General features: G+C 56.4%; 25 protein-coding genes and 1 tRNA gene. 13 read left to right on the plus strand and 13 right to left on the minus strand.

All coding sequences use genetic code 11. The features are described 5' to 3' along the window. Positions 1-34: 34 nt before the first annotated feature. The 3 genes from HMPREF2849_RS01750 to HMPREF2849_RS01755 all read right to left on the minus strand — a co-directional run bounded on the left by HMPREF2849_RS01750 (position 35) and on the right by HMPREF2849_RS01755 (position 1,243). On the minus strand, positions 35-511 hold the full coding sequence (locus HMPREF2849_RS01750; RefSeq protein WP_070862514.1) for a RidA family protein: 477 nt from the start codon (positions 509-511) through the stop codon (positions 35-37). 136 nt (positions 512-647) lie between these two features. Beyond that, positions 648-809 (minus strand): Sp36 family protein, encoded by a 162-nt coding sequence (locus HMPREF2849_RS11100; RefSeq protein WP_005511670.1) that lies wholly within the window; start codon positions 807-809, stop codon positions 648-650. A 71-nt stretch (positions 810-880) separates the two neighbouring features. Beyond that, positions 881-1,243 carry a WhiB family transcriptional regulator gene (locus HMPREF2849_RS01755; protein WP_005511664.1) on the minus strand — a complete coding sequence of 121 codons (363 nt, stop codon included), beginning with the start codon at positions 1,241-1,243 and terminating at the stop codon, positions 881-883. 370 nt (positions 1,244-1,613) lie between these two features. Between HMPREF2849_RS01755 and HMPREF2849_RS01760 the strand changes: the two genes are divergently transcribed. Next, positions 1,614-4,022, plus strand: a complete 2,409-nt coding sequence (locus HMPREF2849_RS01760) for a transglycosylase domain-containing protein (RefSeq protein WP_049193074.1) — start codon at positions 1,614-1,616, stop codon at positions 4,020-4,022. A 60-nt stretch (positions 4,023-4,082) separates the two neighbouring features. Here the strand turns inward: HMPREF2849_RS01760 and HMPREF2849_RS01765 are convergent, their stop codons facing one another. Then, positions 4,083-4,544, minus strand: coding sequence for a GatB/YqeY domain-containing protein (locus tag HMPREF2849_RS01765; RefSeq protein WP_070862515.1), 462 nt, complete (start codon positions 4,542-4,544; stop codon positions 4,083-4,085). A 39-nt stretch (positions 4,545-4,583) separates the two neighbouring features. Here HMPREF2849_RS01765 and HMPREF2849_RS01770 point away from each other — a divergent pair, with 39 nt between their 5' ends. From HMPREF2849_RS01770 to HMPREF2849_RS01780, 3 genes are all read left to right on the plus strand, one after another. Further along, positions 4,584-5,519 carry a metallophosphoesterase gene (locus HMPREF2849_RS01770; RefSeq protein ID WP_070642812.1) on the plus strand — a complete coding sequence of 312 codons (936 nt, stop codon included), beginning with the start codon at positions 4,584-4,586 and terminating at the stop codon, positions 5,517-5,519. 139 nt (positions 5,520-5,658) lie between these two features. Continuing rightward, a tRNA-Pro gene (locus HMPREF2849_RS01775) sits at positions 5,659-5,735 on the plus strand. 757 nt (positions 5,736-6,492) lie between these two features. After that, positions 6,493-6,846, plus strand: coding sequence for a hypothetical protein (locus HMPREF2849_RS01780; RefSeq protein ID WP_070546331.1), 354 nt, complete (start codon positions 6,493-6,495; stop codon positions 6,844-6,846). 492 nt (positions 6,847-7,338) lie between these two features. Here the strand turns inward: HMPREF2849_RS01780 and HMPREF2849_RS01785 are convergent, their stop codons facing one another. From HMPREF2849_RS01785 to HMPREF2849_RS01820, 9 genes are all read right to left on the minus strand, one after another. Then, on the minus strand, positions 7,339-9,111 hold the full coding sequence (locus tag HMPREF2849_RS01785) for an ABC transporter ATP-binding protein (protein ID WP_070862516.1): 1,773 nt from the start codon (positions 9,109-9,111) through the stop codon (positions 7,339-7,341). Next, on the minus strand, positions 9,104-10,852 hold the full coding sequence (locus tag HMPREF2849_RS01790) for an ABC transporter ATP-binding protein (protein ID WP_070546327.1): 1,749 nt from the start codon (positions 10,850-10,852) through the stop codon (positions 9,104-9,106). The genes HMPREF2849_RS01785 and HMPREF2849_RS01790 overlap by 8 nt, the downstream gene beginning before the upstream one ends. A gap of 7 nt (positions 10,853-10,859) precedes the next feature. Further along, positions 10,860-12,329 (minus strand): ABC transporter ATP-binding protein, encoded by a 1,470-nt coding sequence (locus HMPREF2849_RS01795; RefSeq protein ID WP_049181699.1) that lies wholly within the window; start codon positions 12,327-12,329, stop codon positions 10,860-10,862. After that, on the minus strand, positions 12,326-13,051 hold the full coding sequence (locus tag HMPREF2849_RS11445; RefSeq protein ID WP_049181703.1) for an energy-coupling factor transporter transmembrane component T family protein: 726 nt from the start codon (positions 13,049-13,051) through the stop codon (positions 12,326-12,328). The genes HMPREF2849_RS01795 and HMPREF2849_RS11445 overlap by 4 nt, the downstream gene beginning before the upstream one ends. After that, positions 13,048-13,683: an MptD family putative ECF transporter S component gene (locus HMPREF2849_RS01805; protein WP_070546325.1), complete on the minus strand. Its 636-nt coding sequence runs from the start codon at positions 13,681-13,683 to the stop codon at positions 13,048-13,050. The genes HMPREF2849_RS11445 and HMPREF2849_RS01805 overlap by 4 nt, the downstream gene beginning before the upstream one ends. 146 nt (positions 13,684-13,829) lie before the next feature. Beyond that, the gene (locus tag HMPREF2849_RS11505) at positions 13,830-14,057 is read right to left on the minus strand and encodes an ATP-binding protein (RefSeq protein WP_371440737.1); all 228 of its coding nucleotides are present in this window, start codon (positions 14,055-14,057) and stop codon (positions 13,830-13,832) included. 85 nt (positions 14,058-14,142) lie between these two features. Then, positions 14,143-14,376 (minus strand): hypothetical protein, encoded by a 234-nt coding sequence (locus HMPREF2849_RS11510; RefSeq protein WP_306297383.1) that lies wholly within the window; start codon positions 14,374-14,376, stop codon positions 14,143-14,145. 105 nt (positions 14,377-14,481) lie between these two features. Next, positions 14,482-14,838: a cupin domain-containing protein gene (locus HMPREF2849_RS01815; RefSeq protein ID WP_224784337.1), complete on the minus strand. Its 357-nt coding sequence runs from the start codon at positions 14,836-14,838 to the stop codon at positions 14,482-14,484. Beyond that, positions 14,838-15,671, minus strand: coding sequence for a class I SAM-dependent methyltransferase (locus HMPREF2849_RS01820; RefSeq protein ID WP_371440738.1), 834 nt, complete (start codon positions 15,669-15,671; stop codon positions 14,838-14,840). The genes HMPREF2849_RS01815 and HMPREF2849_RS01820 overlap by 1 nt, the downstream gene beginning before the upstream one ends. A 706-nt stretch (positions 15,672-16,377) precedes the next feature. On the opposite strand from HMPREF2849_RS01820, the gene HMPREF2849_RS01830 reads away from it, so the two are divergent. From HMPREF2849_RS01830 to HMPREF2849_RS01870, 9 genes are all read left to right on the plus strand, one after another. After that, positions 16,378-16,854, plus strand: coding sequence for an SLATT domain-containing protein (locus HMPREF2849_RS01830; protein WP_070566784.1), 477 nt, complete (start codon positions 16,378-16,380; stop codon positions 16,852-16,854). Between the two features lie 627 nt (positions 16,855-17,481). Beyond that, positions 17,482-20,382: a DUF4040 family protein gene (locus HMPREF2849_RS01835; protein ID WP_371440739.1), complete on the plus strand. Its 2,901-nt coding sequence runs from the start codon at positions 17,482-17,484 to the stop codon at positions 20,380-20,382. After that, positions 20,379-20,861, plus strand: a complete 483-nt coding sequence (locus HMPREF2849_RS01840; RefSeq protein ID WP_005511661.1) for a sodium:proton antiporter — start codon at positions 20,379-20,381, stop codon at positions 20,859-20,861. The genes HMPREF2849_RS01835 and HMPREF2849_RS01840 overlap by 4 nt, the downstream gene beginning before the upstream one ends. Continuing rightward, on the plus strand, positions 20,855-22,426 hold the full coding sequence (locus HMPREF2849_RS01845; protein WP_141764532.1) for a monovalent cation/H+ antiporter subunit D family protein: 1,572 nt from the start codon (positions 20,855-20,857) through the stop codon (positions 22,424-22,426). Before HMPREF2849_RS01840 ends, HMPREF2849_RS01845 begins: the two co-directional genes overlap by 7 nt. Next, positions 22,426-22,908, plus strand: a complete 483-nt coding sequence (locus tag HMPREF2849_RS01850; RefSeq protein WP_070862519.1) for a Na+/H+ antiporter subunit E — start codon at positions 22,426-22,428, stop codon at positions 22,906-22,908. Before HMPREF2849_RS01845 ends, HMPREF2849_RS01850 begins: the two co-directional genes overlap by 1 nt. Then, positions 22,905-23,195 (plus strand): monovalent cation/H+ antiporter complex subunit F, encoded by a 291-nt coding sequence (locus HMPREF2849_RS01855; protein WP_005511667.1) that lies wholly within the window; start codon positions 22,905-22,907, stop codon positions 23,193-23,195. Before HMPREF2849_RS01850 ends, HMPREF2849_RS01855 begins: the two co-directional genes overlap by 4 nt. Positions 23,196-23,219: 24 nt before the next feature. Continuing rightward, positions 23,220-23,561, plus strand: coding sequence for a monovalent cation/H(+) antiporter subunit G (locus HMPREF2849_RS01860; protein WP_016421914.1), 342 nt, complete (start codon positions 23,220-23,222; stop codon positions 23,559-23,561). Between the two features lie 588 nt (positions 23,562-24,149). Then, positions 24,150-24,452: a hypothetical protein gene (locus HMPREF2849_RS01865; protein WP_070862520.1), complete on the plus strand. Its 303-nt coding sequence runs from the start codon at positions 24,150-24,152 to the stop codon at positions 24,450-24,452. Between the two features lie 140 nt (positions 24,453-24,592). Then, positions 24,593-24,940, plus strand: coding sequence for a hypothetical protein (locus HMPREF2849_RS01870; RefSeq protein ID WP_070862521.1), 348 nt, complete (start codon positions 24,593-24,595; stop codon positions 24,938-24,940). Positions 24,941-25,154: the final 214 nt, after the last annotated feature.

A 25,154-nucleotide genomic window follows, 5' to 3' on the forward strand; every position in this document is an offset into this window, starting at 1 on the left:
ACATTCCCGCTGTTCACGGCAGCAAACACAGCAGCTACTGGGCTACTTCAACGATGATCTCGACTTCCACGGGAGCGTCCAGCGGAAGCTGATTCACACCCACTGCCGAGCGAGCGTGCTGGCCGCGTTCGCCAAAGACGTCGCCGAAGAGTTCCGAGGCTCCATTGATAACGCCCGGTTGACCAGTGAATCCGGCGGCGGAGTTGACGAAGCCGACGACCTTCACGATGCGGGTGACGTTGTCCAGGCCAACCTCAGCATCGACTGCGGCCAAAGCGTTGAGGGCGCAGGTGCGGGCTGCCTCCTTGGCCTCCTCAGCAGTGACTTCTGAGCCGACGTGGCCGACGTGGGTGAGCTCGCCGTTAACGAATGGGAGCTGACCGGAGGTGAAAACGAGGTTGCCCGTGCGCGTTGCGGGTACGTAGGCCGCAACTGGCGCGGCAACGGCAGGCAGGGTAAGCCCCAGGTTCTCGAGGGCCTGGGAAGGAGTGCGAGATTCAGAGTTGCTCATTTGAGTTAAGCCTTTCCACGGCGACTGGGGGCCCGGCGAATAAAGCCGGCCAAAGAAAGATGGCAGCCAACTGTTAGTCAGCTGCCAATCGAAAGCACAACCGCCGTTGTTAGTTAGGTGCTAGACACCGAGGTAATTAGTCAGCCTTCGGGCGCTTGAAGTAACCGACGTGGTTTTCGCCGGTCGGGCCCGGGAGAACAGTGACAAGTTCCCAGCCGTCCTCACCAAAGTTATCCAGGATGGCCTTGGTGTTGTGAATGAGCAGCGGTGCGGTGAAGTATTCCCATTTAGTAGTCATGGAAGCTACTTTATCTGTCCCCCAGCCTCGCGCGCTGGGGGTTTAGTTTTACTTCGATTTAAGTTCGGTTTTTACTTAGCCAGCTTTGCCTTGCGCTGAGCTGCGTACTGCTCAGCGTAGAAGTCGGCCCACGAAGTAATTTCCGGGTGCTCGCGCAGCATTGCGCGGCGCTGACGCTCGGTCAGGCCACCCCAGACGCCGAACTCGACGCGGTTATCCAGAGCGTCGGCACGGCACTGCAGAACCACTGGGCAATGGCGGCAGATAACTGCGGCTTCGCGCTGTGCGGCGCCGCGAACGAACAACTTATCCGGGTCAATATCGCGGCACTTAGCGCGCGGGACCCACTCCTGACGATCGCGGAAGCTCTCTACACCGAGCTCGTAGTCTGGCGTAGTAGCAGTGCGGTTGCGATCGGGAATCGTGGCGGTCATTGTAGCCTCCTCGTGCCTGCGATTTTCGTTATTTCGAAATAGTTTCAACTAAATAGTGCTGAAATTTTGTTGTAAGTCTATTCACACCACCCAAATAATGTCGATTGGGTCACACTGGGAGGGTGGACGTGGCGCAGCTCTAAATACAACAATGCAGGTGGGGCAACTTTTTCCAACAAAAGCACGGGGGTGATTTGCGTCACTATGAAAATCTTTTTCCGGAAACCACCACACGACGAGTTGCCCGGTATTGTAAGGGCGCTCGTAGCACTCCGCCCCCGCTCGCCAGGCGTTTTTCTGGGCTCGCCGGGCATGCCTCTAGGCGGATTTTCGAAAACTCACTTCGGCTCAATCCGCCCTACCTTGTAGTGTGATTGCTGTGAATAAAGGTTCGACGCTGTTCAAGCTCTCCGTTGCCACTGTGTTGGCTGCGTTGATTGTGGCCAGCGCCCTCTTTCCTCTTGTGGGCGGCTCGGCCTACCTCGTCGCGCGCACGGCTGATGAATTCGCGTCGGCGTCGCGGTCGGTGATTTCTAAGGACGCACCAGGGGTCACCACTATTACGGATCGGAATGATCAGCCAATTGCGTGGCTCTATGATCAGCGGCGGTTTAATGTGCCGTCGGAACGCATCTCGCCCGCTATGAAGGACGCGCTGGTCAGCGTGGAAGATAGGCGCTTTTATGAGCACTCTGGTGTGGACTGGAAGGGCACTGCTCGTGCGGCGGTAAAGAACTTCATGTCCCAGTCGGTGCAGGAAGGCGCCTCCACAATTGAGCAGCAGTTGATTAAGAACCACACGCTGCTGGTGGACGCAGAGTCGGAGTCGGAGCGCCGCGCTGCTACTGCCACGGATTATGGTCGCAAGATCCGCGAGATTCGCATCGCGTTGGATCTGGAAGATGAGCTGACGAAAGACGAGATTCTGACTAAGTACCTGAACTTGGTCCCCTTCGGCAATGGCGCTTTCGGTGTGGAAGCTGCAGCTCAGACATACTTCGGCATTCCCGCGTCCGATCTGAATGTCCCGCAGGCCGCTCTGCTCGCGGGCATGGTTCAGCAGTCCTCCGGGCTCGATCCGTATACGAATCCGGAAGGTGCGCATGCACGGCGTAACGACGTGCTTGCGGCTATGGAATCCACGGGGGCAATCGGCCCGCAGGAGGCTCAGGACGCCAAGGCAGCTGATCTCGGCATCCTCCCGGAGCCTCAGCGCCTGCCGCAGGGCTGTATCGCGGCGGGCGATCGCGGTTTCTTCTGTGACTATGTGGTCTCCTACTTGGAGAACCACGGTATTGAGACCGAGAAGCTCAAGCGCGGTGGCTTCCATGTGAAGACCACACTGGACCCGCGTGTGCAGGACAGCGTGCAGGAGTCTCTGCGTCAGCAGGCCTCACCGACTGCGGATGGCGCAGCCGAGGTTATGAGTTTGCTTGAGCCTGGGGATGACTCCAGGAAGTTGCTCGCGATGGCGTCGTCACGCGTATACGGCCTCGATGCGGAACAAATGCAGACCGTGCAGCCGCAGCCATTTACGCCGGTGGGCAATGGCGCGGGCTCGATTTTTAAGATTTTCGCGGCGACGTCGGCGGTGGAAAAGGGGCTGGGTATTGACACCAACTTCCCGGTGCCGCGTCGTTATGAGGCCTCCGGGCTGGGCACCGGTGGCGCAGAGGGCTGCCCGCCGGGCCTGTACTGCGTGGAGAACGTAGGTAGTTTCCCGCCGTCGATGTCGCTACGTGAGACGCTCGCACGGTCGCCGAATACTCCTTTTATTCAGATTTCGGAGCTGGTCGGCGTCGATGGCGTGATGGACATGGCGGTACGCCTGGGCATGCGCTCATACACGGAGCCGGGCAGTTTTGATGGTGAGTCCTCGGTGGCGGACTATGTCTCGGAGCATAAGCTCGGCTCGTTCGTGCTGGGTCCGACGTCGGTGAATAACCTTGAGCTGTCCAATGTCGCTGCCACCCTGGCCAGCAATGGCCGCTGGTGCGAGCCCTCTCCGATTGAGTCAATCACGGATTCCAAGGGCAATGCGGTCAAGCTGAATGTGCCACCGTGCGAGCAGGCAGTGGAGCCGGGTGTCGCGCACGCGATTGCTAATGCGCTCAGCAATGACGCCACCGATGGCACCGCGAAGGATGCCGCGAAAGAGCTGAATTGGGAAGGCCCAGTCGCGGCTAAGACCGGTACCACCGAGTCGAACCAGTCTGCGGCATTCCTGGGCTTCACCGGCGGCCTGGCCGGATCGGTGTACGCCTACAATGACACCCCGACTGTCACGGAGCTGTGTACGTCACCGCTGCGCCAGTGCCCAAGCGGCAACCTCTTTGGTGGTCGCGAGCCCGCGCGGACATGGTTCGGCGCAGTCGGCCCGGTTATCGAGGATTATGGCGGAAAGAACCTCCCACCACTGGATTCGGACTACGGCCTGGGCACCTCGATCACCCAAATGCCGAATGTGGTGGGCATGCAGAAGGCCGAGGCCCGGGAGACCCTTAAGAAGGCCGGCTACAAGGTAGAGGAACGCACAGTCTCCCTCACCGGCGAGTCGCGCGGAATCGTGGTCGGGTTGGATCAGCCGCCGCTACTACTCAAGGGTGGCACCGTCACAATCCGCGTGGCCGATGGCACCCGCCGTCCGACCCCGCCACCAGCGCCGTCGCCACGACCGGACTCGACGACGACCCGGCCGGATCCGCTACCGCAGTTCCCTCGCCCGAACACTCCGCCAGCGCCGAGCTTGCGGGATCTGATTCCGCTGCTGCCGTTCTAGTTCACCCTAGAAGGCAGCTCCAACGCTTATCGCCGAAAAAGGAAACGGCGAAAGGTCGCGCTAGCCCTGCAGGGCAGCCTTAACGGCCTCGGAAAGCCGCTTGCCATCGACCTGGCCAGCGGCCTTTTCCTTAGCCACCTTCATAACCTGGCCCATGATCTTCATGCTCGGCGCGTCATCGCCAGCAACCTCGGCCACAGATTCCGCGACGAGGTTCTTCACGGCGTCGTCGTCAAGCTGTTCCGGCTGGTAGCGGGCGAAAACCTCTGCTTCGGCGAGTTCGGCGTCGGCAAGTTCCTGACGGCCGTTCTGGGCGTACATCTCAGCGGACTCGCGACGCTTCTTGACCTCCCGCTCAATCACACGCAGCACCTCGTCATCGGTGAGCTCGTGCTTGGAGCCGGAAACCTCCTCGGTCTGGATGGCGGCCTTCAGCATGCGCAGCGCCGCAACGGTTTTCTTGTCGCGGGCCTTCATTGCGGCGGTCATATCGGAGACAATTGTGTTCTTCAGTTCACTCATACGCCCTAGATTACCGCTGTAGTTGATAGTGTCTCTGTCATGACATCGCGCGCTTTTTCCAACCGAATTCTGCGGTCTGCCGCAGCTCTCGCCACGCTCGGCTTGACGACGTTCATCTACGCGAACCAAATCGAATTGCGCGCATTTAAACTCCACCGCGTTCAAGTTCCCGTGCTGGCACCCGGCACGCTCGCCCGGGCGGGAAAGCGCGAGGGTGAGCCTTTCCGGATTCTGCATGTCTCCGACTTCCACATGCTCCCCGACCAAAAGTTGAAGCAGAAGTGGGTTGCCAGCCTCGATGCTCTGAACCCTGACCTGGTGATTAATACCGGCGACAACCTGGGCAGCGACAAAGCCGTTCCCAGTGTCCTCGCAGCGCTCGGCCCCCTACTGAACCGTCCGGGTGCCTTCGTGTTTGGCACCAATGACTACTTCGCGCCACGGCCCGTCAATCCGCTGAAGTACCTGACGGGAAAGAAGCGCAAGCCCTCGCGCGTCGAACTACCGTGGCGCGGCATGCGCGCTGCGTTTATCGAGCACGGTTGGCAGGATGCCACCCATGCCCGGCTGGAGTTTGTCGCGGGCGGAGTGAAGGTGGCACTGTCCGGTGTGGATGACCCTCATCACGAGTTGGAGGATTATTCGCAGATTGCCGGTGCCCCGAATGCGGATGCCGACATCGCTATCGGCCTGTCGCACTCGCCGGAGCCCCACGTGTTGGATGCTTTTGCGGAAGATGGCTACGACCTGGTGCTTTCTGGTCATACCCACGGTGGCCAGGTGTGCCTGCCCGGAGGGAAGGCCATTGTGACCAACTGCGGTATCGACCGCTCGCGGGCCTCGGGGTTGTCGCGCTGGACCGAGAAGACGTGGCTGCACGTCTCCAATGGCCTTGGCACTTCCCCTTACGCCCCGGTGCGCCTGTTCTGCCGCCCGTCCGCGACCTTGATTGAGGTTGTGGAGCGGGATTCGTAGTTCGTAGGGTGCGACAGGGCCTGTGATCCCCACACACAGCCCGTTAAGCAGGCGTTTTGCATTCTTGCTCGGCGTCGGGCTAAAGTAAGTCCTCGCAAGCACAGCGCTGGAGCTATGCTCTAGCTTGTGTCTGTGGCCTCGGGGTATGGCGCAGCTTGGTAGCGCGCTTCGTTCGGGACGAAGAGGCCGTGGGTTCAAATCCCGCTACCCCGACCATTTAGAACAGGTTGGTGATTTGCACTTTTCAGAAGTGTGGATTGCCAGCCTGTTTTTCTATGCGCATCCTGTCACCCGTTTGTCACCTATTCATCCGTTCATATGCTGCCAGGTCGATTCCCATCCCCGAATAAGTGGCGTGAATCGCCGTAGTTTCAAGATTTGCATGTCCAGGCCAATATCGTACGGTATTTACCGGCACTTCCCTTCCGAGCCAGTTACAAGCCGCACTATGCCGCAGATCGTGCACAACGAACCGGCCGTCACGACTCCCAGGTTTTGAGCTCCTTTGTCGTCCGCATCAAGCTTCGACGTCTTCGAGAAATTCGAGGTCTGCCCCAAGATTGAGCCATTGCACAGCTCGGACCTCTCGACTCGCTGTCAGCATCCTCGAAAAAATCGAGAACGACGATAGAGCAATCACCATTGAGGAACTCGTTCAGCTGTCCGTTGCCTACCAAGTACCAATTCAGGCAATCGTCACACCGTGGGAATCCTTGGGAATGGAAAAGCGCCCACTACCGTCCGGAGCCGATCGGAACAGTTCCGAAGGGAACATCCAGAAGTGGTTGTTCCATGGCAATTACCCCACATATCCAGACGTCATCACACGAGACGGATCCTCGCTTGAAGGTGCTACCAGCACCTTGATGTCCAGTGCCCCACCGCACTCAACGAACTAGCGAAATCCCCCACCCCAAAGACTTATTAAAAACTCACGAATGAAGCACTTAAAGGGGTTCTAATTCCGATTCAGGTGGCAATCACTTCATTCATTGATGAGGTTTCACAATGGATCGGATTCGATCCATTTACATACTTCGATGATTTCGAGAACAACTCCCAGTCACTTTGGCCTCCGGATTTGAAAGAACAGCTCTTTGCCACTGAGCTACCTGATGCTGCTAAAAAGCTAGAGTTACTCAAGCAAGCGCATAATACCGTAAAGCACCTACTACACGAAGCCAAAGATGGTCTATTAACAGACCGTCGCTGCACCACGCCGGAATTCCCAGCCTGCGTCGAAGAATGGGTGCAGCCTCAAGCGATAAAACTCATAAATTGGACTCGAATTGAATTGGCGATCGAACATGCAATTAAAAAGCAGTAGGCCTCATCAATCAACGGGTTTTCGCAGCTGATACCGTTAGGTTAGATTTAGCCTCACCTAGCGAAGGCAAAGGACGAATGGAGAACATTTCGCCGTCTGGAAATGGGACGCTCGAATCCATCGCACGGAGAATCGGTGATTTTATACAGGATCGAAATTAACCAGCATCTGGGCCGGGCTAGTTTTTAGGACCGGGTGGTTTGAGTGCCTTCCTGGGTTTGGGCCTCTGGTTCGCCTCCGCGCAGCTGACAGGCACGGTGCTGCGGGATATTCCTGTCGATGACTCCGGGCAAGCCTCCGCAACGCAAAGCACCGTGCTCCTGGGGCAGCGGTGCGGGCCTTAAGCGAAGGCATGGCCAACGCCGCGCAGTGGTCGCTCGTCGCCGCCACCGCATTCCTCGCTCTGGGCTTTGTTGGTGCACTTAGGGTTCGCCGTGCTGCGGGGGAGAAGGGTGCCCCCCCCCGCAAACAACGCCGATCTCGGTTCCCGCGTTAATCGCGTCCCGAACTGATTTTCCACCCGCGTGCTGCTTTGCGTTGCTGCCAGAAGTGACGGTAGATACCGGGGACAACGGAAAGCTCAGAATGCGTGCCCAGCTGGCTGACTTGCCCGTGTTCATCCAAGACTACGATTTGATTAGCAGATTTGATTGTATCCAGCTTATGGGCGATGACAATAAAAGTAGATTGCTCCCGTAGCTCGTCCATCGCAGCAAGGATGTTTGCCTCATTTTCTGCATCGAGCGCGGAAGTAGCCTCATCAAAGAGTACAATCGGCGCTTGCTTGAGAAGCGCGCGAGCTACAGATACGCGCTGGCGTTCACCACCGGATAGAAGCCGCCCGCCTTCACCAACAGGAGTATGCCACCCTAGGCGGTTGGCAATAGAAGTCACGCCTGAAAGATCAGCTGCGCGGAAGACTTCCTCATCGGAGGCGTCGGGACGACCAACGCGGATATTAGCGATTAACGAGTCGTCGAAGAGGTAGACATCCTGAAAGACCATGGACAGTCTGGACATTAACTGTTCGGTTCCAAGCTCGCGGATATCTACGCCGTCAACCATCACCGCCCCGGAATCTACATCCCAGAATCGCGAAATAAGGCGCGCAATTGTGGTCTTTCCGGAGCCAGAAGGACCGACAATGGCGGTAACGGTGCCTGGTCGAGCACGGAAAGCGACATCTACCAATACTGGTTTATCGCCGTATCCAAACGTGACATTACGCAGCTCTACACTTCCCGAACCATCGCCTGGGCGCGGAGTAGTGGGTTCTGGCAGGGAAGGGGCATCGGTGATGAGCTCAGTTTCTGTGAGCGCGATACGACCTGCGTCTAAACCGACGAAAGAAGAACCCAGCTGCTCAAGCGTGCGGGTAAACCTCAAGCTGATTCCGATGATCGCAATTGTTTCTAGTGGCGATAGGGCGCCTTCAACGGCAAGATCCGCGGAGACCATAATGAGAGCCACGATGAAGATCTGCACTACTATGCCGTTGAGTAGCAAAGCTAATGTGGATACCCATAGCTCGCGTATTCGTGCTTTATGGTCGATTTCTAGCGCTTGCTCTAGTGGCGCAAAAACTTGTGATTGTCCTGCCGCGCGCAGGGCTGGTTGACGGTTAGCAAATTCTACGATGCGCTGGGAGAGCTCTTTACTCGGCCCGAGTGCGCGGTTCGATGCTTTCTTACGAATCCATGCAGCCAACTGCATCACCACGAGCGCCAATGGTGCGATGATAAGAAGGACCAAGCCCAGCTTCGGGTTCCAGAAACACGCTCCTACTAACAAGGTGACAAGTGCCGCGCTATCGCGGTATATCGTTCCTTGAGTATGCGCAATGGTCTCGGCCGCCACCATAAAGCGATCTGAGACGAGGCGAGATAGGCCGCCGGTATTAGCCGGTACGAACCAGCCGAGCGGTAGCGTTGCTAATTTATCACCCACAGTCGTGTGCGCGGTTCGGATGAAATCCAAGGCCGTGTGGTAAGAGGCCATGGTTGCGAAAAATCGTAGCGCAAAAGATACGAGCGCAATTGCCAAAAGAATCCACATCAATGGTGCGATCGTCGTATCCCCATCGAGTGCCTTTGTAAGTGGCACGAGCGTGAGAACAGCGAGGCCGTCAAGCACGCCAACGATAAGCGATAGACAAGCATGCCTTTTATTGAGCTTATGGCCTACAGGACTTTGCAGCTTTTTGACACTGCGAGTGAGTAGCGGATCAAGAAGACGCGAACTAGCAGGCGTAGTGGCATTAGACATGAGAATTATCCTTCATAGGCTCGAGGCAGATTATTTGGTCTACGCCTTGGATGGACTCCGGCTTGTGGGCGATGACCAAGACGGTCTTGCCTCTGACGAGTGTGGCTAGAGCTGCTTGAATTTCTGCTTCGCAGTCAGGATCAGTTGCCGCAGTAGCTTCATCTAGGATCAAGATTGGGGCATTGGTAATAATTGCCCGTGCAATAGAAATACGTTGCTGTTGTCCACCGGATAAAGAGATGTCCTCACCAACAACGGTGTCGAGCCCAGCCGGTAAAGCGCGAATATCAGCAGCTATGTGCGCGGCCTCTGCTGCTTGCCAGATCTCTTCATCGCGAGCTTCTGGGCGTGCAAGGCGAATGTTTTCCCGAATACTCATGCGCAGTAAGTGAGGATCTTGTAAGACGAAAGCCACAGTGCGGTACAAACTGTCGAAAGTGAGATCACGGATATCCACGTTGTTGATAGTGATTGTGCCCGAATCTGGATCCTGGAAACGCGCCAGCATCGTTGCTGCTGTGGATTTGCCAGACCCGGAGGGGCCAATCAATGCCGTGACAGTGCCTGCGTTTAGTTGCGCAGAAAAGCCTTGGAGGACTGGTGCGTCTGGGGCGTAGCTAAAGCTGACCTCATGGAACTCCACCTCCATGTCTTGACTACTGGCATCGAGGCTCATTGAGCCTTCTTTCACGTGGGAAATTGTCATGACTTCATCAAGGCGCAACGCCGCATTGCCAGCGAGCTGGTAAGACCACAACATTCGGCCGACGGTTTGAATCGTGCCCGGGATCACCAGCGCAATCAACGTTGTTGCGATGACTTCAGCGACCGTGACATAGCCACCAGCTATCAGCAGGGAACCGACTCCTACATTGATAAGAATGAGGACAGGAACCGCCACCACAGACTCTGAGATTGCGGAAACACGCAGAAGCGGACGTACCCACTCGTAATAGAATTCCGCGAATTTTTGGGCAGCTTCGCGATATCGAGCGTGGGCTTTGCCAACGGTGCCGAAAGCCTTGACGACGGAAATACCTTCGGAGAACTCCACCGCAGTCGCAGAGACCTCACCCAGATAATTATCCATTTCCGCAGTTTTTGTGCCCATATCCTTCATTGAATACGCTTGGATTGCTAGGAAAATGGGCACAGTGGCAATAGAAAGTAGACCAAGGCGCCAATCCAAGATAAAGGCATAAACCAGAAGCGCGAGGGGCGTAAAAATCGCGGCAACCTGCTCTACAGGAGCATGGGCTGTCAGGGTGTGCAGAGTTAACGTATCGTCCTCGACGGCTTTGCGAACTTTGCCGGAATTAGTCTGGCTAAACCACGAGAGTGGTGCTTTCGCAATAGCGGTAATAATTCGGCGCCGGTTAATCCCCACCAGCTTCGCATCAGCGAAGTGGGTGATCGCAAGAGCAAGGAAATAGAAGAATAGCTGGCCCAAAAATGCAGCAAGTAGCCATTTCACAATGGACGCGACGTCATCAGTATTGCCGTCGATTAGAGCATTTCCCAGTGCCACCAACGCGACGTAGGGTGCTACGGCGAGTACCGAGGATACAAGCGCGAGAAACTGTGCGAAGTAGATGGTTGTTTGCACTGGGGCCAGTAGCTTTTTTAGAGCGACCTGGCCGGCTTTTAGTTTTGCGCGAGCCTCTTCTTCCGGTGACGCACCGTGTGATTCTGGTGCGTGGGTTCCGCTTGATTCTGTGGAACTTTGTTTTACCTCAGACATTTCTTTCTCAATTCTTGTTGATGTCAGTCATATCGATGATTCTGGTGACTGATTCTTGGATGAATTCGTGGTCATGGGTGATGACGATGACCACTGCTCCGCTTGCTGCAAGAGATCGAAGTAGCGCAGAGATGGATTGCAGTTGGCGCCAGCCCACGCCAGAGGTAGGTTCATCGAAGATGTAGATCGCTGCTTGCTCGGCTTGGGCTGAAGCTATGGCTAAGCGTTGCCGTTGCCCACCGGACAGAGACTGCGGATGCCGTTGAGCCATTCCTGCCAGATCGAGGCGATGGAGAATCTCATTGACATCGATGTGGTCCCGCTTCTTCTTTGCCAGTCCGAGCGTGACTTCTTCTTCGGTGGTGGCTGCGAATAATTGGCGGCCAACATCTTGCATCACCATGTACGCGGCACGTCTGCGGGCAGCCGCTCCTACTCGTTTGCTGTTCAAACGGAGACTACCGCCGCGTTTGGGAGAAGCAAGACCACAAATGATCCTAGCGAGAGTGGTTTTTCCAGCGCCGTTGGGCCCGATTAAGGCGGTGACTTCGCCGCTGGGGAAAAATGCGTGGTCAATGTTTAACACCTCATGTGTGCCATAAGAAAAACAGATGTTGCTTAGCTCGAGTCCGCTCCGCTGGGGATCGGCGTTTTCGAGCGTGGGTGGTACCGGCACGCTCGCGGGCAGGGGAACGTGGTGTAAGCTGCGTAGCCCCAATTGTTTGCGTTCGGGTTCGTCTAAGGCATAAAACTCCTGAGCGTGGAAACTCCGCGTTATTTTTCCCTGAGTCAAGTAAATAACTTGGTCAGCGATATCTTTTAAGAAAAAGAGGCGGTGATCAGCGATAATGATCGTTGTGCCTAATTCCTTCAAGCGGTGTAGCACGCGTGCAAGAATATCGATGCTTTCCATGGAGAGATTGGACGTGGGTTCATCGAGAAGCACGAGACTGCCCGGGGACACAAGCGCGCATGCGCATGCCACGGTTTGTAACTGTCCACCGGATAATTCTTTGAATCGCCGGCCCCGAAGATCGTTAATGCCTAGTAGCTCGACCGCTGATTGAATCCTCGACTCAATTTCTTTGGGATCTACACCAAGGTTTTCTAGCCCGAAGGCCAATTCTGCATTGACGCTTTCAGTGAAAAATTGTGTCCTTGGATTCTGGAATACTGAGGCGCTGAACTCGATGGCTCGGGACAGCGGTTCTTCCGCAGGGGTAAAAGCCTGGTCATCCTTTATAATAGTGATGGTGCCTAGTAGCTCTCCTGGATTGAAATGGGGGATGAGTCCGTTGATCAACTTGAGTACCGTGGACTTTCCCGATCCGGAATCACCGGTAATCAGTAGACACTGTCCTGGAGAGACAGAAAAAGACACATCAGATACGCCTTGAATGCCTGGTCGAGCTCCCAATGGATATGTAAAAGAAACGTTGTGGGCGTCTACACTGGTTGCGATACTGCGTTCGTTCATAAGTGGACCTCCGTGGGAAGCCAGACAGAGGCAACAACGAGGCCCAACCCAGCTAGTGCAGTTGCATCGACAAGCTTGAAGGAAAGATCGGCGGTGGTGGTTGGGCGTGCGGGTCCTCCCAATCCCCGGACAAGAGCAGAGGCAGCGAGCTCATCACCAGCGCGGACGACGGCACCTAATAAGGGGATGACCAGCATCGCGGACGATTGTGTGGGCTGTGTGATCCAGCTTTTTACTCCAGGCTGGAGACCCCGAAGGACCATGGCATCGCGGATGGCTTTGGCTTCTGCCACGATGATCGGCAAAACGCGCAGGAATACCGCCGGTGGAATGGTGACCCAGCCTGGTAAACGCAGGTCCCGCAGTGCTGAGGTCAACGTGGATGGTGTGAGAGTGAGCAAGCCGAATGCGCCGATGGACATGCTGATGACAAAACGGCTTAGCCACGAAAAAATTGCCGCTGAAAAAGCGAAAAATGTGGAGCCAGGAAGCTGTAATAGGCCCCAATACCCTAGATAGGATAATGCAAAAGCGCACAGGCAAATAAGACCATAGTGTGGCTTTACTGTAGCTAGTGCGATGGAGCTGAAGGCGATAGAAATCAGCAGTGTCGGTAGGTGGCCGTGGCTGAGAGCTACCGCATTGATTACTAGAACAGAAAGCAGCACGGTCCGTGGATCGATCGAAGATCGACGAAGCACGCCCTGTTTTTGCAGGCTCACAGGAGACCAGCGCTTTCAAAGTGTTTGCGGCTGACGCGAACTCCGACCTTTCCGCCGATAAAGCCGACGATGAGCGCACAAATGGCCAGTACTCCAATGGTCCATGGCTGGAAGATATCCGACATAGCATCGGCATATTCTTGCCCCATTTGGTCTGCGATATCGACGTAGTAGGAGTCCGTATCCAGAATTAGCGGGATAAAAGGCAAAGAAATCCAGACACAGAAGACGCCGTAGGCAATAGGGAAGGACTTGGCAATACTGAGGTGGCTTTTTGTAATAATCAAATCCGCGATAAACCCTAGAATTATGCTTCCCAGCAGGGTCCAGAAGTAGTGTCCGGTGAGCATGAATGCTAGTCCGTTAATACCACCGACGAGGGTGAAAGCACCCATTTTGGGCGTGCGGGCGGCATAAAGCGCTAGCACGATTCCGTTTGCGATTGCCGCGATGAACCATCCAATAAACATGAATTGTGGTCCTGCGAATCCAATCATTCCGCTTACAAAGGTGATCACAAAGTAAAGTGCAGCAAAGATGCCAGCGTTGATGAGATCTCTGGTGTTTAAACGTGCCGTCAACCCACTGGATGAGCTTGTACTCCGTGTGGACGTAGAGGACTGTTGGGTCATAGTAAACCTCGATTCCTGAATAGTAAGCAAGGTAAGGCTCACCTAAGATGTATAATACTTTTTATATACTGTTTCTAGTTTTGATCTGAAGATTCACCGTTAATGGGGGTGAATGCAGATAAGCGGTTTTAGGGATCATAGAATAACTATGGGTCGGGCTGGTTTTTAGGATCGGCCCAGGTCAAGACATCAATGTTGATCAGTTTGCGCATCAGATTGAGATAGGTTTGGCCAGTCGGTGAGAAGACCGCCAACATGTCAACGAGCTGATCTAGCCGGTAGTAGGCCACCGAGTAGTCTGCTTGGCAGGCCGCAACACCAAGAGCACAGGCAATATATGTTTTGCCGGCCCCAGTCGGGGCGAGGATATGAATGTTGGTTGGGTTTTACCGCCAGTTCGTTGCCGCGATTCTCTTCAACTGCCGCAGGTTGATACCTCGTTCTTCTGCCCTGGTAATTTCAGCCAGGCTGGCGTTTGGAGTAGCGGAACTTGGCTAGGCTGATTGCTTTGGTGATATTGCGTTGTTGGCGTTGCGCATAGGCTTCGTCGACTGCTGCGAGGAAAATGTCTTCTGGCAGGGCGTCGGCATAGGCTTCGTCGCTGACGATCTCGTAGAAGATATCCGCAAATGTAGATACGCGGAGTTTGCGCATTTTCGCCCGCATCACTTCATCATCAATTGTGTGCAACATGCACTAAAGCAGCTTGGTCGGCCACACCCTTTTGAATACTGCTTAAAGTCAACGCGCAGGAGCGGGCAGAACAGGTCCGCTCCTGCGCGAATTGACGTCAATTACTTAGTTCGCCGGTGGTCGGCTCATCATGTAAAGCACCATTTTTGCTTTGGTTAGTGCTTTAACCGCATGTGGTAGGCGCGTAGGAAAATGCACCATTCCACCGGGACGCAACGTCACCGTTTTACCGTCCCCGCTGATTTCGATTTCACCTTCAAGGGCTTGAACAATCACTGGCATCGCGGCGGTGTGCTCGGATAGTTCCTCTCCCTCGTCGAACGAGAACAACACCACGTTCACCCCCTCAGCGCGCATTAGCGTTGTAGAAGTGGTTGAGTTCGGACAATACTCAACGCGCTGCGCAAGGTTTTCAATAAACCCCAGTGCGCCGGCTGATGATGGTTTGAGTTCAGTCATCATCAGCTCTCCTTTGCTTCCAGGTTAGCGGCGGGTTTGCGCGCGACGATAGCGATGCCGGTTAAACTGTCGCGGTATTCGTTGAACGTTGCGCGCATATCCAATATGCGGCGACGCAACTCCTTATCACGCGCAACGTTACGCATAATTCGCGCAACTCCGACTATGCCTTCATCGGCTAGATTACGACGTGGGGACAGCAAAGCCATCGGCTCATACCCCACCCACTCGATACAAAAACCCGCCTGCTCTAACAATCCGCACCATTCACTGCAAGTAAGAGGGCGAGCATTAACCCTAATCGTGCGGGCTAGGCGCTGTCGCAACTGGTCCGCAAACGCCGCGTCTATGCTGTCAGGGGTGAGTCCAAGTTCGTGGATCGCATAGCAACCACCTGGTTTAAGCAGTCGGAACGCTTCGGCGATGATCCCTCGCTTGCCTTTATCGCCTTGCATGGTCAGCATCGCTTCACCAACCACAACCTGAACTGATTCGGACTCAAGGCCGGTGTCTTGCGCACTGGCATTTACAACTGCGCCCCTCGGCCCAACAACGGCCTGCACTCGTGCGACGGCATCTGGATCTTGATCCACGCCCGTGTAGGAGGCGATTCCTTGCTCAAGCATGAGCATGGCCGTACGTCCCAATCCCGGAGCGAATTCCAACACTTTCTTGCCAGATAGATTGGCCGCATCCAACAATCGATTCGTTAGTTTCAATCCGCCCGGGCGTAAAACTCGCTTGCCAGCCCGGGCAAGCACCCAATGGCCTGCCGCAACATGAGTTGACCGGTCATTTTGCGGAAGGCAGGGTTCATTTTTATTTGTGTCCAAAATACCAACATTACCAGAGCCACTTAGGCAAGTCTAACCTAAGGGTCGTGTTGTGTTGTTAGAGAGGATTGCGCAGACTCACTCAGCGCCCTCACCATTAGAAAAGACGTATTACAAACATAACGAGGGAGCGAGTCGCCATATGCGAGCGATCTCCAACGCCGCCCACAAAAATCTTCACCTCGGTTTTTCTGGGGCCCCAAAATCTGGGCATATTTGCAAAAATGGAAGTTTTGTAAATAGGGCTTAGTTGAATGTGTGCTATTTGCTAAAGATCTTGTTCTTTTGCAACTTCGAAACATGGTCGATAAAACGTTAGGAATAAGATGATGGGAACCTACAAGCCGCTGCGTGTCTTGTTTCATAAGACCAACTTGGACGCTGCCAGTGCTGTCAATGCAGAACGTAAAAACCGTCTGAATAATCCTGCGACCGTAAAGTACCCGTACCACGTTGGAAATAACCCCCTATTCGCTGTTCTCACTCGCAACATCTATGAGTTGTCGGAAACCATATAGAAAACAGAACAGCAAATTCGCGAAGCGTGGAATGTGTTACCTGGCGTGACACAAAATCACTATTTCTACACGCTTCTAGTCGGAGCTCTACGCAGACATCAGCCGTCGTGCCGTTTATAGCGACGACCCAGAACCAGCGCAGATGTGGAGGTTGATTTACGTTGACAAATTCCCAGCAGCATGAACGCGACGTGCTCTACTCACAAATTGAGAATGGATATGGGAGCGTAGTCTACTCTCATGCTGCACAAGAAGAGCAACGCACACGACTCCCCCGGACCGAACACCGTATCAAAGTGGCCCAGATTGTGCTGTCCGCGCTTTCAGCCGCTGGACTGGTAGGAGTGTTCTTTACCCTGCAGATTTGGATAGCCTCCATCACTGCGGTTATCACCTTCTTCCTGCTGGTTCTCAACTCGTACAGCTTCCGGCTCGAGATCGGAGCCAAGGCAGCACGACACCGCAAAGCCGGTGATCAACTGTGGCTCCTTATACGAAAGTACTTGTCCCTTCTGGTAGATTTCCCAGAGCTCGACATCGCCGAAGCCCGGAAGCGTCGTGACGTGCTGATAGCAGAGACCGCTGAGGCCTACTGCAATGCGGAACGTACCGATGATAAGAGTTTCAGTACCGCCCAAAAACCCTTAAAAGAGGACGGACTGAAGTAATTCACCAGAGAAGAACTCAACAAGCTTTTGCCGGAGGCACTTCAGAAATAGCCCCTCAACCCGAACTTGACAACGCAAGCTACAATCAGCACCCGGTAGGGCTATTTTTGCCATAACCGCAGTCACTAACTTGAAGCAGCCCACCGCCAACTTGAAGCAGCCCACCGCCGCCGCCCATCACCCGTTCATTTATTTATTCACTACTGGATCCAGGAAAACTGCATCCGCACAGCCTTACCCCACTCCCCCAAATGCCCCTTTCACCCCGCGTAGCGCAATTTCGTGGCTGTTAGTCTGTAGAGGTACGAACTTTTTTAACAGCAATGTGAAAGTAGCCCCCAAGTGACGCACCTGGCAGCAGCTCTGGCATCAGCCAGCTCCTTTACAGCCAGTCCTCCGTCGGCGACCGCACCACCAGACCAGACATTGGCTTCTGAGTTTGCGTCCGGCGGCGTATCGGCAACATTGAATTCTTTAGATTCCGTTCTTTCTGCCCCGGCAACTAATTCTGCCCCGGCAACTATTACCGCCCAAGCAAGCAGCTCCGCAGAGCACGCGACAACGCTCGCAGCCCAAGCAGCTCAAGCCACCCAAGCAGCTCAAGCCGCCCAAGCCTCCGCCGACAGCCTGACCCTCCTTTCGGTCCCGCTGCTGGTCGCGGTTGCCCTGGCGCTGACCCCGCTGTTTGTGAAGCTCCTTGGTCGTCACGCAGGCTGGCCCATCGTCGCGTTTTTTCTCGCGTCGGTGGTCCAGCTTTCGCGTGTAACGGGCGATATCCTCGACGGCACCACCTTCACCTGGTCCCGCGTCTGGTCCCCGGAGCTAAACGCGGCGTTTGCGCTGAAGCTCGATCCTCTCTCCATGGTGTTCAGTTTCTTGGCGCTGTTGGTGGGCTCGATAGTCTTCATCTACTCCACCGCGTATTTGCCGCCGAAGAAATCCGCGATGAGCTTCTACGTCCTGATGACGGCGTTCATGCTGGCGGTTTTGCTCCTCGTACTTGCCGACGACATCATGCTCCTCTTCATCGGGTGGGAGCTGGTCTCGATGGCGTCGTTCCTGCTCATTGCAAGGTCGGGCTCGTCGGGCGAGTTGGGCTCGTTGCGCACACTCCTGCTGACCTTCACCGGCGGCCTGCTGCTTCTGGCCGCCCTCGGCGGTGCGGTGTGGCTGACCGGTTCCACGAACCTCACCGAGGTTTTGGCTTCGCCTGAGTGGGAGGCCAACCCGACAGCGCGTAGCCTCATTGCCGCGCTGGTGGCCCTAGGTGCTTTCACGAAGGCAGCTCAGTTCCCTTTCCACGCCTGGCTTCCAGAGGCCATGGCGGCAGCAACTCCCGTCTCGGCTTTCTTGCACGCTGCGGCCGTCGTCAAGGCGGGCGTTTACCTGCTGATGCGTTTTTCCACGGTCTTCGCAGACGTGCGCGTGTGGCAGTTGCTGCTGATTGTCATGGGTATGTGGACGGCTGTTGCCACGGCCTACTTTGCGCTGCAGCAGACTGACTTGAAGAAGCTGATTGCGTACTCGACGGTCTCGCAGTTGGGTTGGATTGTCGCCACGATTGGCGTGGGCACGAAGTTCGCCATTATGGCTGCGGTTGTGCACACCATTGCGCATGCGATGTTTAAGTCTTCGCTGTTCATGATGGCTGGCGTGGTTGACCATCAGGCGGGCACGCGCGACATTCGTCGCTTGGGTCCGCTGTGGAAGCAGATGCCGTGGAGCTTTGGCTCTATGATTTTCGGTGCGGCATCGATGGCGGCAATTCCGCCATTCTTCGGCTTCATGTCGAAGGAGGGCATGCTGACCGCATTCGAGGGCGCGCCTTTGTCCAATACCGGTGTCGTCATCCTGCTGACAGTGGCGGCGATTGGTGCGATTGGTACTTTCGCGTACTCGGCACGCTTGGTGTTCGGTGCGTTCGTGGATGGTCCGCGCAACGTTGACCACATCAATGAGGCCCCGATTTCGCTGTGGCTTCCGGCCGCCATCCCTGGCGTGCTGAGCCTGCCTGCAGCCTTCGCTGCCGGCGCTATTTTGAACCGTCCGCTGGACCGCGTGGCGGATACGGTCGGTCAGCTTCCGGCTGGCACGACTCAGGAATCGCACTTGAGCCTGTGGCACGGCGTAAACGTGCCGCTGATTATCTCTGTGATTGTGCTGGCTGTCGGCGTGGGCTTCATCTTCGCTCGTGCTCGCGTAGGCGCCGTCATGGCCGACCGCAAGCTCTTCCCGTTCACCGGCGTGGAGGCAATCAATGCGTCGCTGAGCGTCTCGCAGCGTGTGGGTCGCGTGCTGGCCAAGATGGCGCGTTCGCATCAGCCGTCGCGTCACCTGCTGCCACTGCTTGGTTTGCTCGCGGTGTACGCCCTGGTCATCGCAATCGGCCCGGGTGTCGGCGGCGCTCCGGTGCTACCGAAGATCGACGACATCGACCACCTGACCGATCTGATTCCGCTGGTCGTTGTCCTGATTGGTGTGTGGGCCACGCTTCGGGCAAAGAACCGTCTGCAGGCGGCTGTGCTGCTCAGCGTCACCGGTGTCGGCGTCACATTGCAGATTCTCCTGCTGGGCGCACCAGATGTGGCATTGACGCAGTTCATGGTGGAAATCCTGACTGTCGTGCTGATGATGCTGGTGCTGCGCTTCCAGCCGCGCGCGTTCTCTGAGACCTCAAAGAACCGCCAGGCTTCCGCCGCGGTCGTGGCGGTTGCTGTGGGCTTGGCTACGTTCGGCGCGGTGTGGTTCCTCACTGGCCGTCGTCAGTTGCCTGAGGTTGCGCAGTGGTACATCGACAACACTGAGAAGGTCACGGGCGAAACCAATATTGTCAACGTGATCCTGGTTGAGTTCCGTGCTTTCGATACCATGGGTGAGCTGGCGGTTCTCGGTATGGCGGGCGTCGCGATGGCAGCGGTTGTCACGTCGATGCCTCGCTTCCCGCACCTGCTCGATCAGCCCTCCCCGCTTGCGGAGCCCGCTCTGAACTCCATCATGATGCGCTGGCTGGTCCGCTGGCTGTCGCCGGTCCTGTTCGTCCTGTCTGCCGTGGTTCTCTACCGCGGCGGTACCGCTCCGGGCGGTGGCTTCAACGCGGCGCTGATCGGTGCCGCCGCCGTCATGCTGATTTACCTGTCCAAGGACCGCGACGAGCTGGTCTTCGGCAAGAAGACCCCAGTGGCGCTCAGCGCTGCGGGTGTCATAACGGCAATCGTCACGGGCTTCATCGGTTTCGCCAAGGGGTCGTTCTTGGCACCGCTGTACGGCGAGTTCCTGGGCCAGCACCTCACCACGGCATTGCTTTTCGACGTCGGCGTGTACCTGGCCGTCATCGGCATTGTGGCAACCGCGCTGAATCTCCTGGGCGGCCCGAACCGTCCTGGTATGACCGGGTCGGACGATGTGCTGCAGGATCTCTACTCAGACCGCTCGAGCTTGCGGGTGCCGCCGGAGATGGGCGTGTTCGCCTCAGAAACGGAGAACACCCCCGCCCCAGCTCATGCCACCGTTGAGGAGGCCAAGAAGTGATTATCGCCATCATGGCTGCCGTCCTCGCAGGCGGTGGCACGTACCTGGTGCTACAGCGCGGCATGCTACGCACCATTATCGGTATGACTCTGATTTCGCATGCCGCCAACCTGATTATTTTGTCCACGGGTGTCGGTGCCTGGCGCGGCGAGCCGCTGCTGGGCAACGAAGCCACTGCGGGCGCTGGCGCTGCCGAGCAGATGGCTGACCCGTTGCCGCAGGCATTCGTGCTGACGGCCATCGTGATCACCATGGCTGTGACCGCCTTCATGCTGGCACTGGCTGGTTTGGGCCGCGATGACGACACTCGTATTCATGAGGACCGCGAGGCTATGCGGCAGCTGTCGACGGCTGGTCGTCGTGCGGGTAAGAATGTTCCGGCGGACTCGGACTCCACGGTCACCGGTACCCCAGGGGTCTCTTCGGCTCCGGATAAGTTCCCGCGCGAGACTCCTTTCGGCGGTGACGAGAAATGGTAGAAGCCTCTGCAATGACCTCTGCAATGTCCCCTTCAACTCTGTCTTCACTACTGCCACTGTTTGCGGCACTGCCGCTGATTTTGTCGGCAGTCACAGCCATCCTGCCGAAGCTGTGGATGCGAGCGACGATGGGCATCGCCGTTCCGGCCCTATCGTCGCTGGCTGCGTTTTGGGTGATGTTCTACGTCACTGAAAACGGCCCGGTCGGCCATGGTGTGGGTGCGTTCCCCGGTGGTATCTCGATTCCTTTCTTGGCGGACACGTTCTCCATGCTGATGCTGGGTGTGGCCGCCGCGGTGGTCGCCATCGGTAACTGGTTCGCCCACGTCGCGGGTGAAAATACCTCGCGGTTCTTCCCCTCCCTGACGCTGATGATGTTGGCCGGCATGTCGGGTGCTTTCCTGACTGCCGATCTGTTCAACTTCTTCGTGTTCATGGAGGTCATGCTGCTGCCCTCCTACGGCCTGATTGCAGTAACCGGTACCTGGCACCGCCTGGCTGCTGGTCGTAACTTCGTGCTGGTCAACCTCTTGACCTCCACGGTGCTGCTGATTGGCGTCGCGCTGATCTACGGCTCGGCGGGCAATGTGAACATCGCAATGCTGGCCGACATGGCCAGCGAGGGCGGCCCTGGCGGCACGGGTGTGGTCGCGTTGGGCATTGTCATCATCGCACTATGTGTGAAGGCTGGTTTGGTTCCGGCGCACACTTGGTTGCCGAGGACGTACCCGTCGACAAGCCCTGCGGTGATGGCGCTGTTCTCTGCGGTGCATACGAAGGTTGCTGTGTACATGCTGTTCCGCATCTACGTCGTGATTGTGGGCATGAACCCCTCCTGGCACTGGCCGATCATTATCATCATGGCAATCTCGATGCTGGTCGGCGCGTTTGCTGGTCTCGCCGAGAACACCATGCGTGAGGTGCTCGCCTACCAGATGGTCACGGGTATGCCGTTCATTCTGATTGTGCTGGCGTTCACGGATGCTAACGACGGCCAGGGCGCCAAGGCGGCACTGGCTGCGGGTATTTTCTACGCGATCCACCACATGGTGACTGTCGGTGCCCTCATTCTGGGCTCCGGTGCGGTGGAAGAGACCTACGGTACGGGTACGCTCTCCAGGCTTTCTGGGCTTGCCCGCCGCGACCAAGCAGTCGCTTGGGTGATGGCGGCAATGAGCTTCTCCATTGTTGGTTTCCCGCCATTTTCCGGTGTGTGGGGCAAGGTGGGCATTGTCTTCGCCTCTGCCGCTACTGGCGATGCCCGTTCGATTATTGCAATCACCGCAATCATCGTGGCCTCGCTGGGCTCGCTGCTAGCCATGATTCGGCTGTGGCGCGCGGTCTTCTGGGGTCGCCCCATGCAGGGCGTGGATGATTCGGTTCGCGTTCCGGGCGCGCTGGTTGCGCCGTCCGCCATGCTCGCGATTGTTTCCGTGGCAATGTTCGTCGCAGTCGGCGCCGTTACTTGGGCGACCACCGGTGCGGCTGATGCGCTGCTGAATATTGATGGCTACCGCGAGGCCACTCTCGGCGGAGTTGAAAACGCCATCGGAGGTATTTACTGATGAAGTTCCTGCATATTATCCGCTATTCCCTCTGGCTGGTTTGGCAGGTCATTGTGGCTGCGACGGACGTGGTGCGCGATACGCTGCGCCCGAACCAGAAGCAGCAGCCGGTGCTCATTGGGCTGCCGCTGCGTGTGACGTCTGACCTTGAGGTCACTCTCTTTGCCGAGTCCATCACCATGACCCCGGGCACGCTAGTCTGCGGTGTCCGTGACACCGATGCGGGGCGGTTGTTCATCATCCACGCAATCTTCGGTGCCGACCTGGACGCGCTGTACGACTCCCTCTACGACATGGAGGAGCACCTCGTTCCCAGCCTCCGCGATGTCCCCCGCCCGAAGGCGTTCGTCTTCGAGGAGTACAGCGCGGGCAAGTTCATTGACCCGGATGCCGTCGTCGGCGTTGCCGCTGAGGTCGACCATGGTCTGCCGCTGCCGGATGGCATTGCCTCCAAAGGCGAAGACAAAGGAGCACGCTCATGAATGACACATTGATCGATCCCACCGCAGTACAGGTAATCAGTGGCATTGGCATTGCTCTATGTTCAGTGGCGCTGCTTGTGGGAGTGGTGCTGATCTTCCGGGTCAAGGGCAATGTCTCACGCGCAGTGCTTTCCGACGCTGCCTTCTACCCCATGGTGGGAGTGTTCCTCACAACTGCCATGCTGCGGACTACGGCCATCACTTTCGATATTGCAATGCTGGCGGGTCTGCTTGGCATTTTGTCGACCGTGGGCCTGGCCCGAGTTATTTCCCGTGGCCGCCGCTAAGACCGATTAAGGACGAATCGCAATATGAGTATCGCTTCAATTCTTGTAACTATATTGTTTGCCGTGCTGGTCATTGGCGGATCTTTGTACCTGCTCCTGGCGGGCGTGGCCATGTGGCGCTCTAAAGATGCCTTGAGCCGGTTGAACCAGCTTTCAGCCGGAATCATGGTGGGCATCCCCGCACTGGTGATTGCCAACTTAGTCCTAGAGGCCGACCAGGGCGATTTGACGTGGGGCAAAACCCTCACCGCCATTCTGGCCATTGTTGCTGTCCTGGTCGTCGCTACTGTCGCCTCCGAGGTACTTGGACGCGCGGTGCTGGGTGCCCGTGACGGCTCCGCTGAGGACTACGTGCCGGAGCGGTAGCTAGCGGCACGGGAAGCGTCCCGCATACGCCGCTTCCGGCCGGTTTCAGAGCAGCCTCTCAGCGCGCTCCGACACCCCCTTTAGGCCACCCGGCCTACCCAAAAGGGGGTATATTTCCCCACACTTTTGGCCTCCCACAATGTGATGTACCTCTCATAGGCTATGGCCCGCTCGTTAACTCCGTTTATGCCCCTAAATTGAGTGGCAGTTTTTGCCGTTAACTAAGCTTTGGTTTTCCTTGCTTAGGGACCCCTTAGTTATCATTTTTGATGAATTCGCCGTTTGCCTGCACCTTTGTGACACCAAGAACAAAACAATCAATGCAATTCCGGTAAATTTTAAGAAAACAACACTCTTGTCATCCGATATTCAGGCAGAGGCCGGAGTCGTCCCGACCGACTCAAAACCGCCCTCTTTCCAATATTTTTAGGCGAATTTGAGCGAGATTCAGGGGACACAACCGACCAGAAGCGGGCCGAAGCACTTATTTTTTCATTGCAGCCCCTTGCCCCATCGGTTAACTTAATTTCTGTGAGTCAGCCAAGAGCGACTCAAAATCTTTACCCCCGAGAACCTAAGGATTTTCTCATGTCCTGCTCCGCAGAAGATATCGCAACCATCCTCGAAGCCCTTCCGGCCGTCACCGTCGAGAGCCCGCTGCCGGCTTTCGAGCAGCTGGCTGGCAACGACATCAACTTCGCAAACGTTGGTGGCGACCTGAACCTGCCGTTCGGTAACGACTTCCTGGACATCACCTCCAACGACGACTACTCCACCCACGACTCCAACGACGTCACCGTTTCCGACTTCCTGAACCCGGAGACCCACGTCGACCAGCACAAGGACTTCGACTTCCTGAACCCGGAAATTTCTGGCATCAAGCCGAACTAAGCTCCCGGGCTTCATGGCAGGACAATAGCTCCGCCAATCCTTGACACAATAAACCGCCAGTCTCTAATAAAGACTGCGGTTTATTGTTCAGTTAAAACCGATATTCTTCATTTCGTTACTGTCTAAAAGGAACACCAAAAATGGACGTCACTCCTATCGTTGAGGTTCTGGAAGCAATGCCTTCCGGCCCGACCGTCAACGTCACCTTCGAGATTAACCCGACCATCGATGGTGATCTGACCCTCCTGGAAACCGGTGACTGGAACGCTCCGTTCGGCCGCGACTTCATGGACATCAACATCACGAACGATCAGTCCACCCACAATGACAACTCCACCCACGTCTCCGGCGTTGAGGCTGACAGTGTCTCCGACGCTGCCGAACAGGGTCGAGAGGTGTCCGAGTCCGCCGACGAGGCTGACGAAGCTGCAGCTGCTCCGAAGTCGATTTTCAACGGCTCCCCGAGCCTGCCGGGCATCGGGGTCTAAAACAGCTCACACTTAGGGTTGTTCCTTAGCCGCCCCAAACCGGGTCGGCGTGCAGGCAACCACCAAGCCCGTGGCTGTCATGCACAGACAGAATTTTTAAATAAGCGTTAGCCCTGCAGATGGTCAAACGACCTGCAGGGCTAACGCTTTTCTATTTACTTTGATCTACCGCGTGGATGTGGGGTTAAGTGACAAAAAGTGTGTCCGCTCGGTG

Origin of the sequence: Corynebacterium sp. HMSC073B01 (genome assembly GCF_001838255.1) — a bacterium.
In the GTDB taxonomy this organism is placed as follows: domain Bacteria; phylum Actinomycetota; class Actinomycetes; order Mycobacteriales; family Mycobacteriaceae; genus Corynebacterium; species Corynebacterium jeikeium_D.

Bases quoted from the DNA above. Each gene is read 5' to 3' on its own strand.
- HMPREF2849_RS01750 (WP_070862514.1), bottom strand. From the start codon at position 511: ATGAGCAACTCTGAATCTCGCACTCCTTCCCAGGCCCTCGAGAACCTG.
- HMPREF2849_RS11100 (WP_005511670.1), bottom strand. From the start codon at position 809: ATGACTACTAAATGGGAATACTTCACCGCACCGCTGCTCATTCACAAC.
- HMPREF2849_RS01755 (WP_005511664.1), bottom strand. From the start codon at position 1,243: ATGACCGCCACGATTCCCGATCGCAACCGCACTGCTACTACGCCAGAC.
- HMPREF2849_RS01765 (WP_070862515.1), bottom strand. From the start codon at position 4,544: ATGAGTGAACTGAAGAACACAATTGTCTCCGATATGACCGCCGCAATG.
- HMPREF2849_RS01770 (WP_070642812.1), top strand. From the start codon at position 4,584: ATGACATCGCGCGCTTTTTCCAACCGAATTCTGCGGTCTGCCGCAGCT.
- HMPREF2849_RS01785 (WP_070862516.1), bottom strand. From the start codon at position 9,111: ATGTCTAATGCCACTACGCCTGCTAGTTCGCGTCTTCTTGATCCGCTA.
- HMPREF2849_RS01790 (WP_070546327.1), bottom strand. From the start codon at position 10,852: ATGTCTGAGGTAAAACAAAGTTCCACAGAATCAAGCGGAACCCACGCA.
- HMPREF2849_RS01795 (WP_049181699.1), bottom strand. From the start codon at position 12,329: ATGAACGAACGCAGTATCGCAACCAGTGTAGACGCCCACAACGTTTCT.
- HMPREF2849_RS01805 (WP_070546325.1), bottom strand. From the start codon at position 13,683: ATGACCCAACAGTCCTCTACGTCCACACGGAGTACAAGCTCATCCAGT.
- HMPREF2849_RS11510 (WP_306297383.1), bottom strand. From the start codon at position 14,376: ATGTTGCACACAATTGATGATGAAGTGATGCGGGCGAAAATGCGCAAA.
- HMPREF2849_RS01815 (WP_224784337.1), bottom strand. From the start codon at position 14,838: ATGATGACTGAACTCAAACCATCATCAGCCGGCGCACTGGGGTTTATT.
- HMPREF2849_RS01845 (WP_141764532.1), top strand. From the start codon at position 20,855: ATGGTAGAAGCCTCTGCAATGACCTCTGCAATGTCCCCTTCAACTCTG.
- HMPREF2849_RS01850 (WP_070862519.1), top strand. From the start codon at position 22,426: ATGAAGTTCCTGCATATTATCCGCTATTCCCTCTGGCTGGTTTGGCAG.
- HMPREF2849_RS01855 (WP_005511667.1), top strand. From the start codon at position 22,905: ATGAATGACACATTGATCGATCCCACCGCAGTACAGGTAATCAGTGGC.
- HMPREF2849_RS01860 (WP_016421914.1), top strand. From the start codon at position 23,220: ATGAGTATCGCTTCAATTCTTGTAACTATATTGTTTGCCGTGCTGGTC.
- HMPREF2849_RS01865 (WP_070862520.1), top strand. From the start codon at position 24,150: ATGTCCTGCTCCGCAGAAGATATCGCAACCATCCTCGAAGCCCTTCCG.
- HMPREF2849_RS01870 (WP_070862521.1), top strand. From the start codon at position 24,593: ATGGACGTCACTCCTATCGTTGAGGTTCTGGAAGCAATGCCTTCCGGC.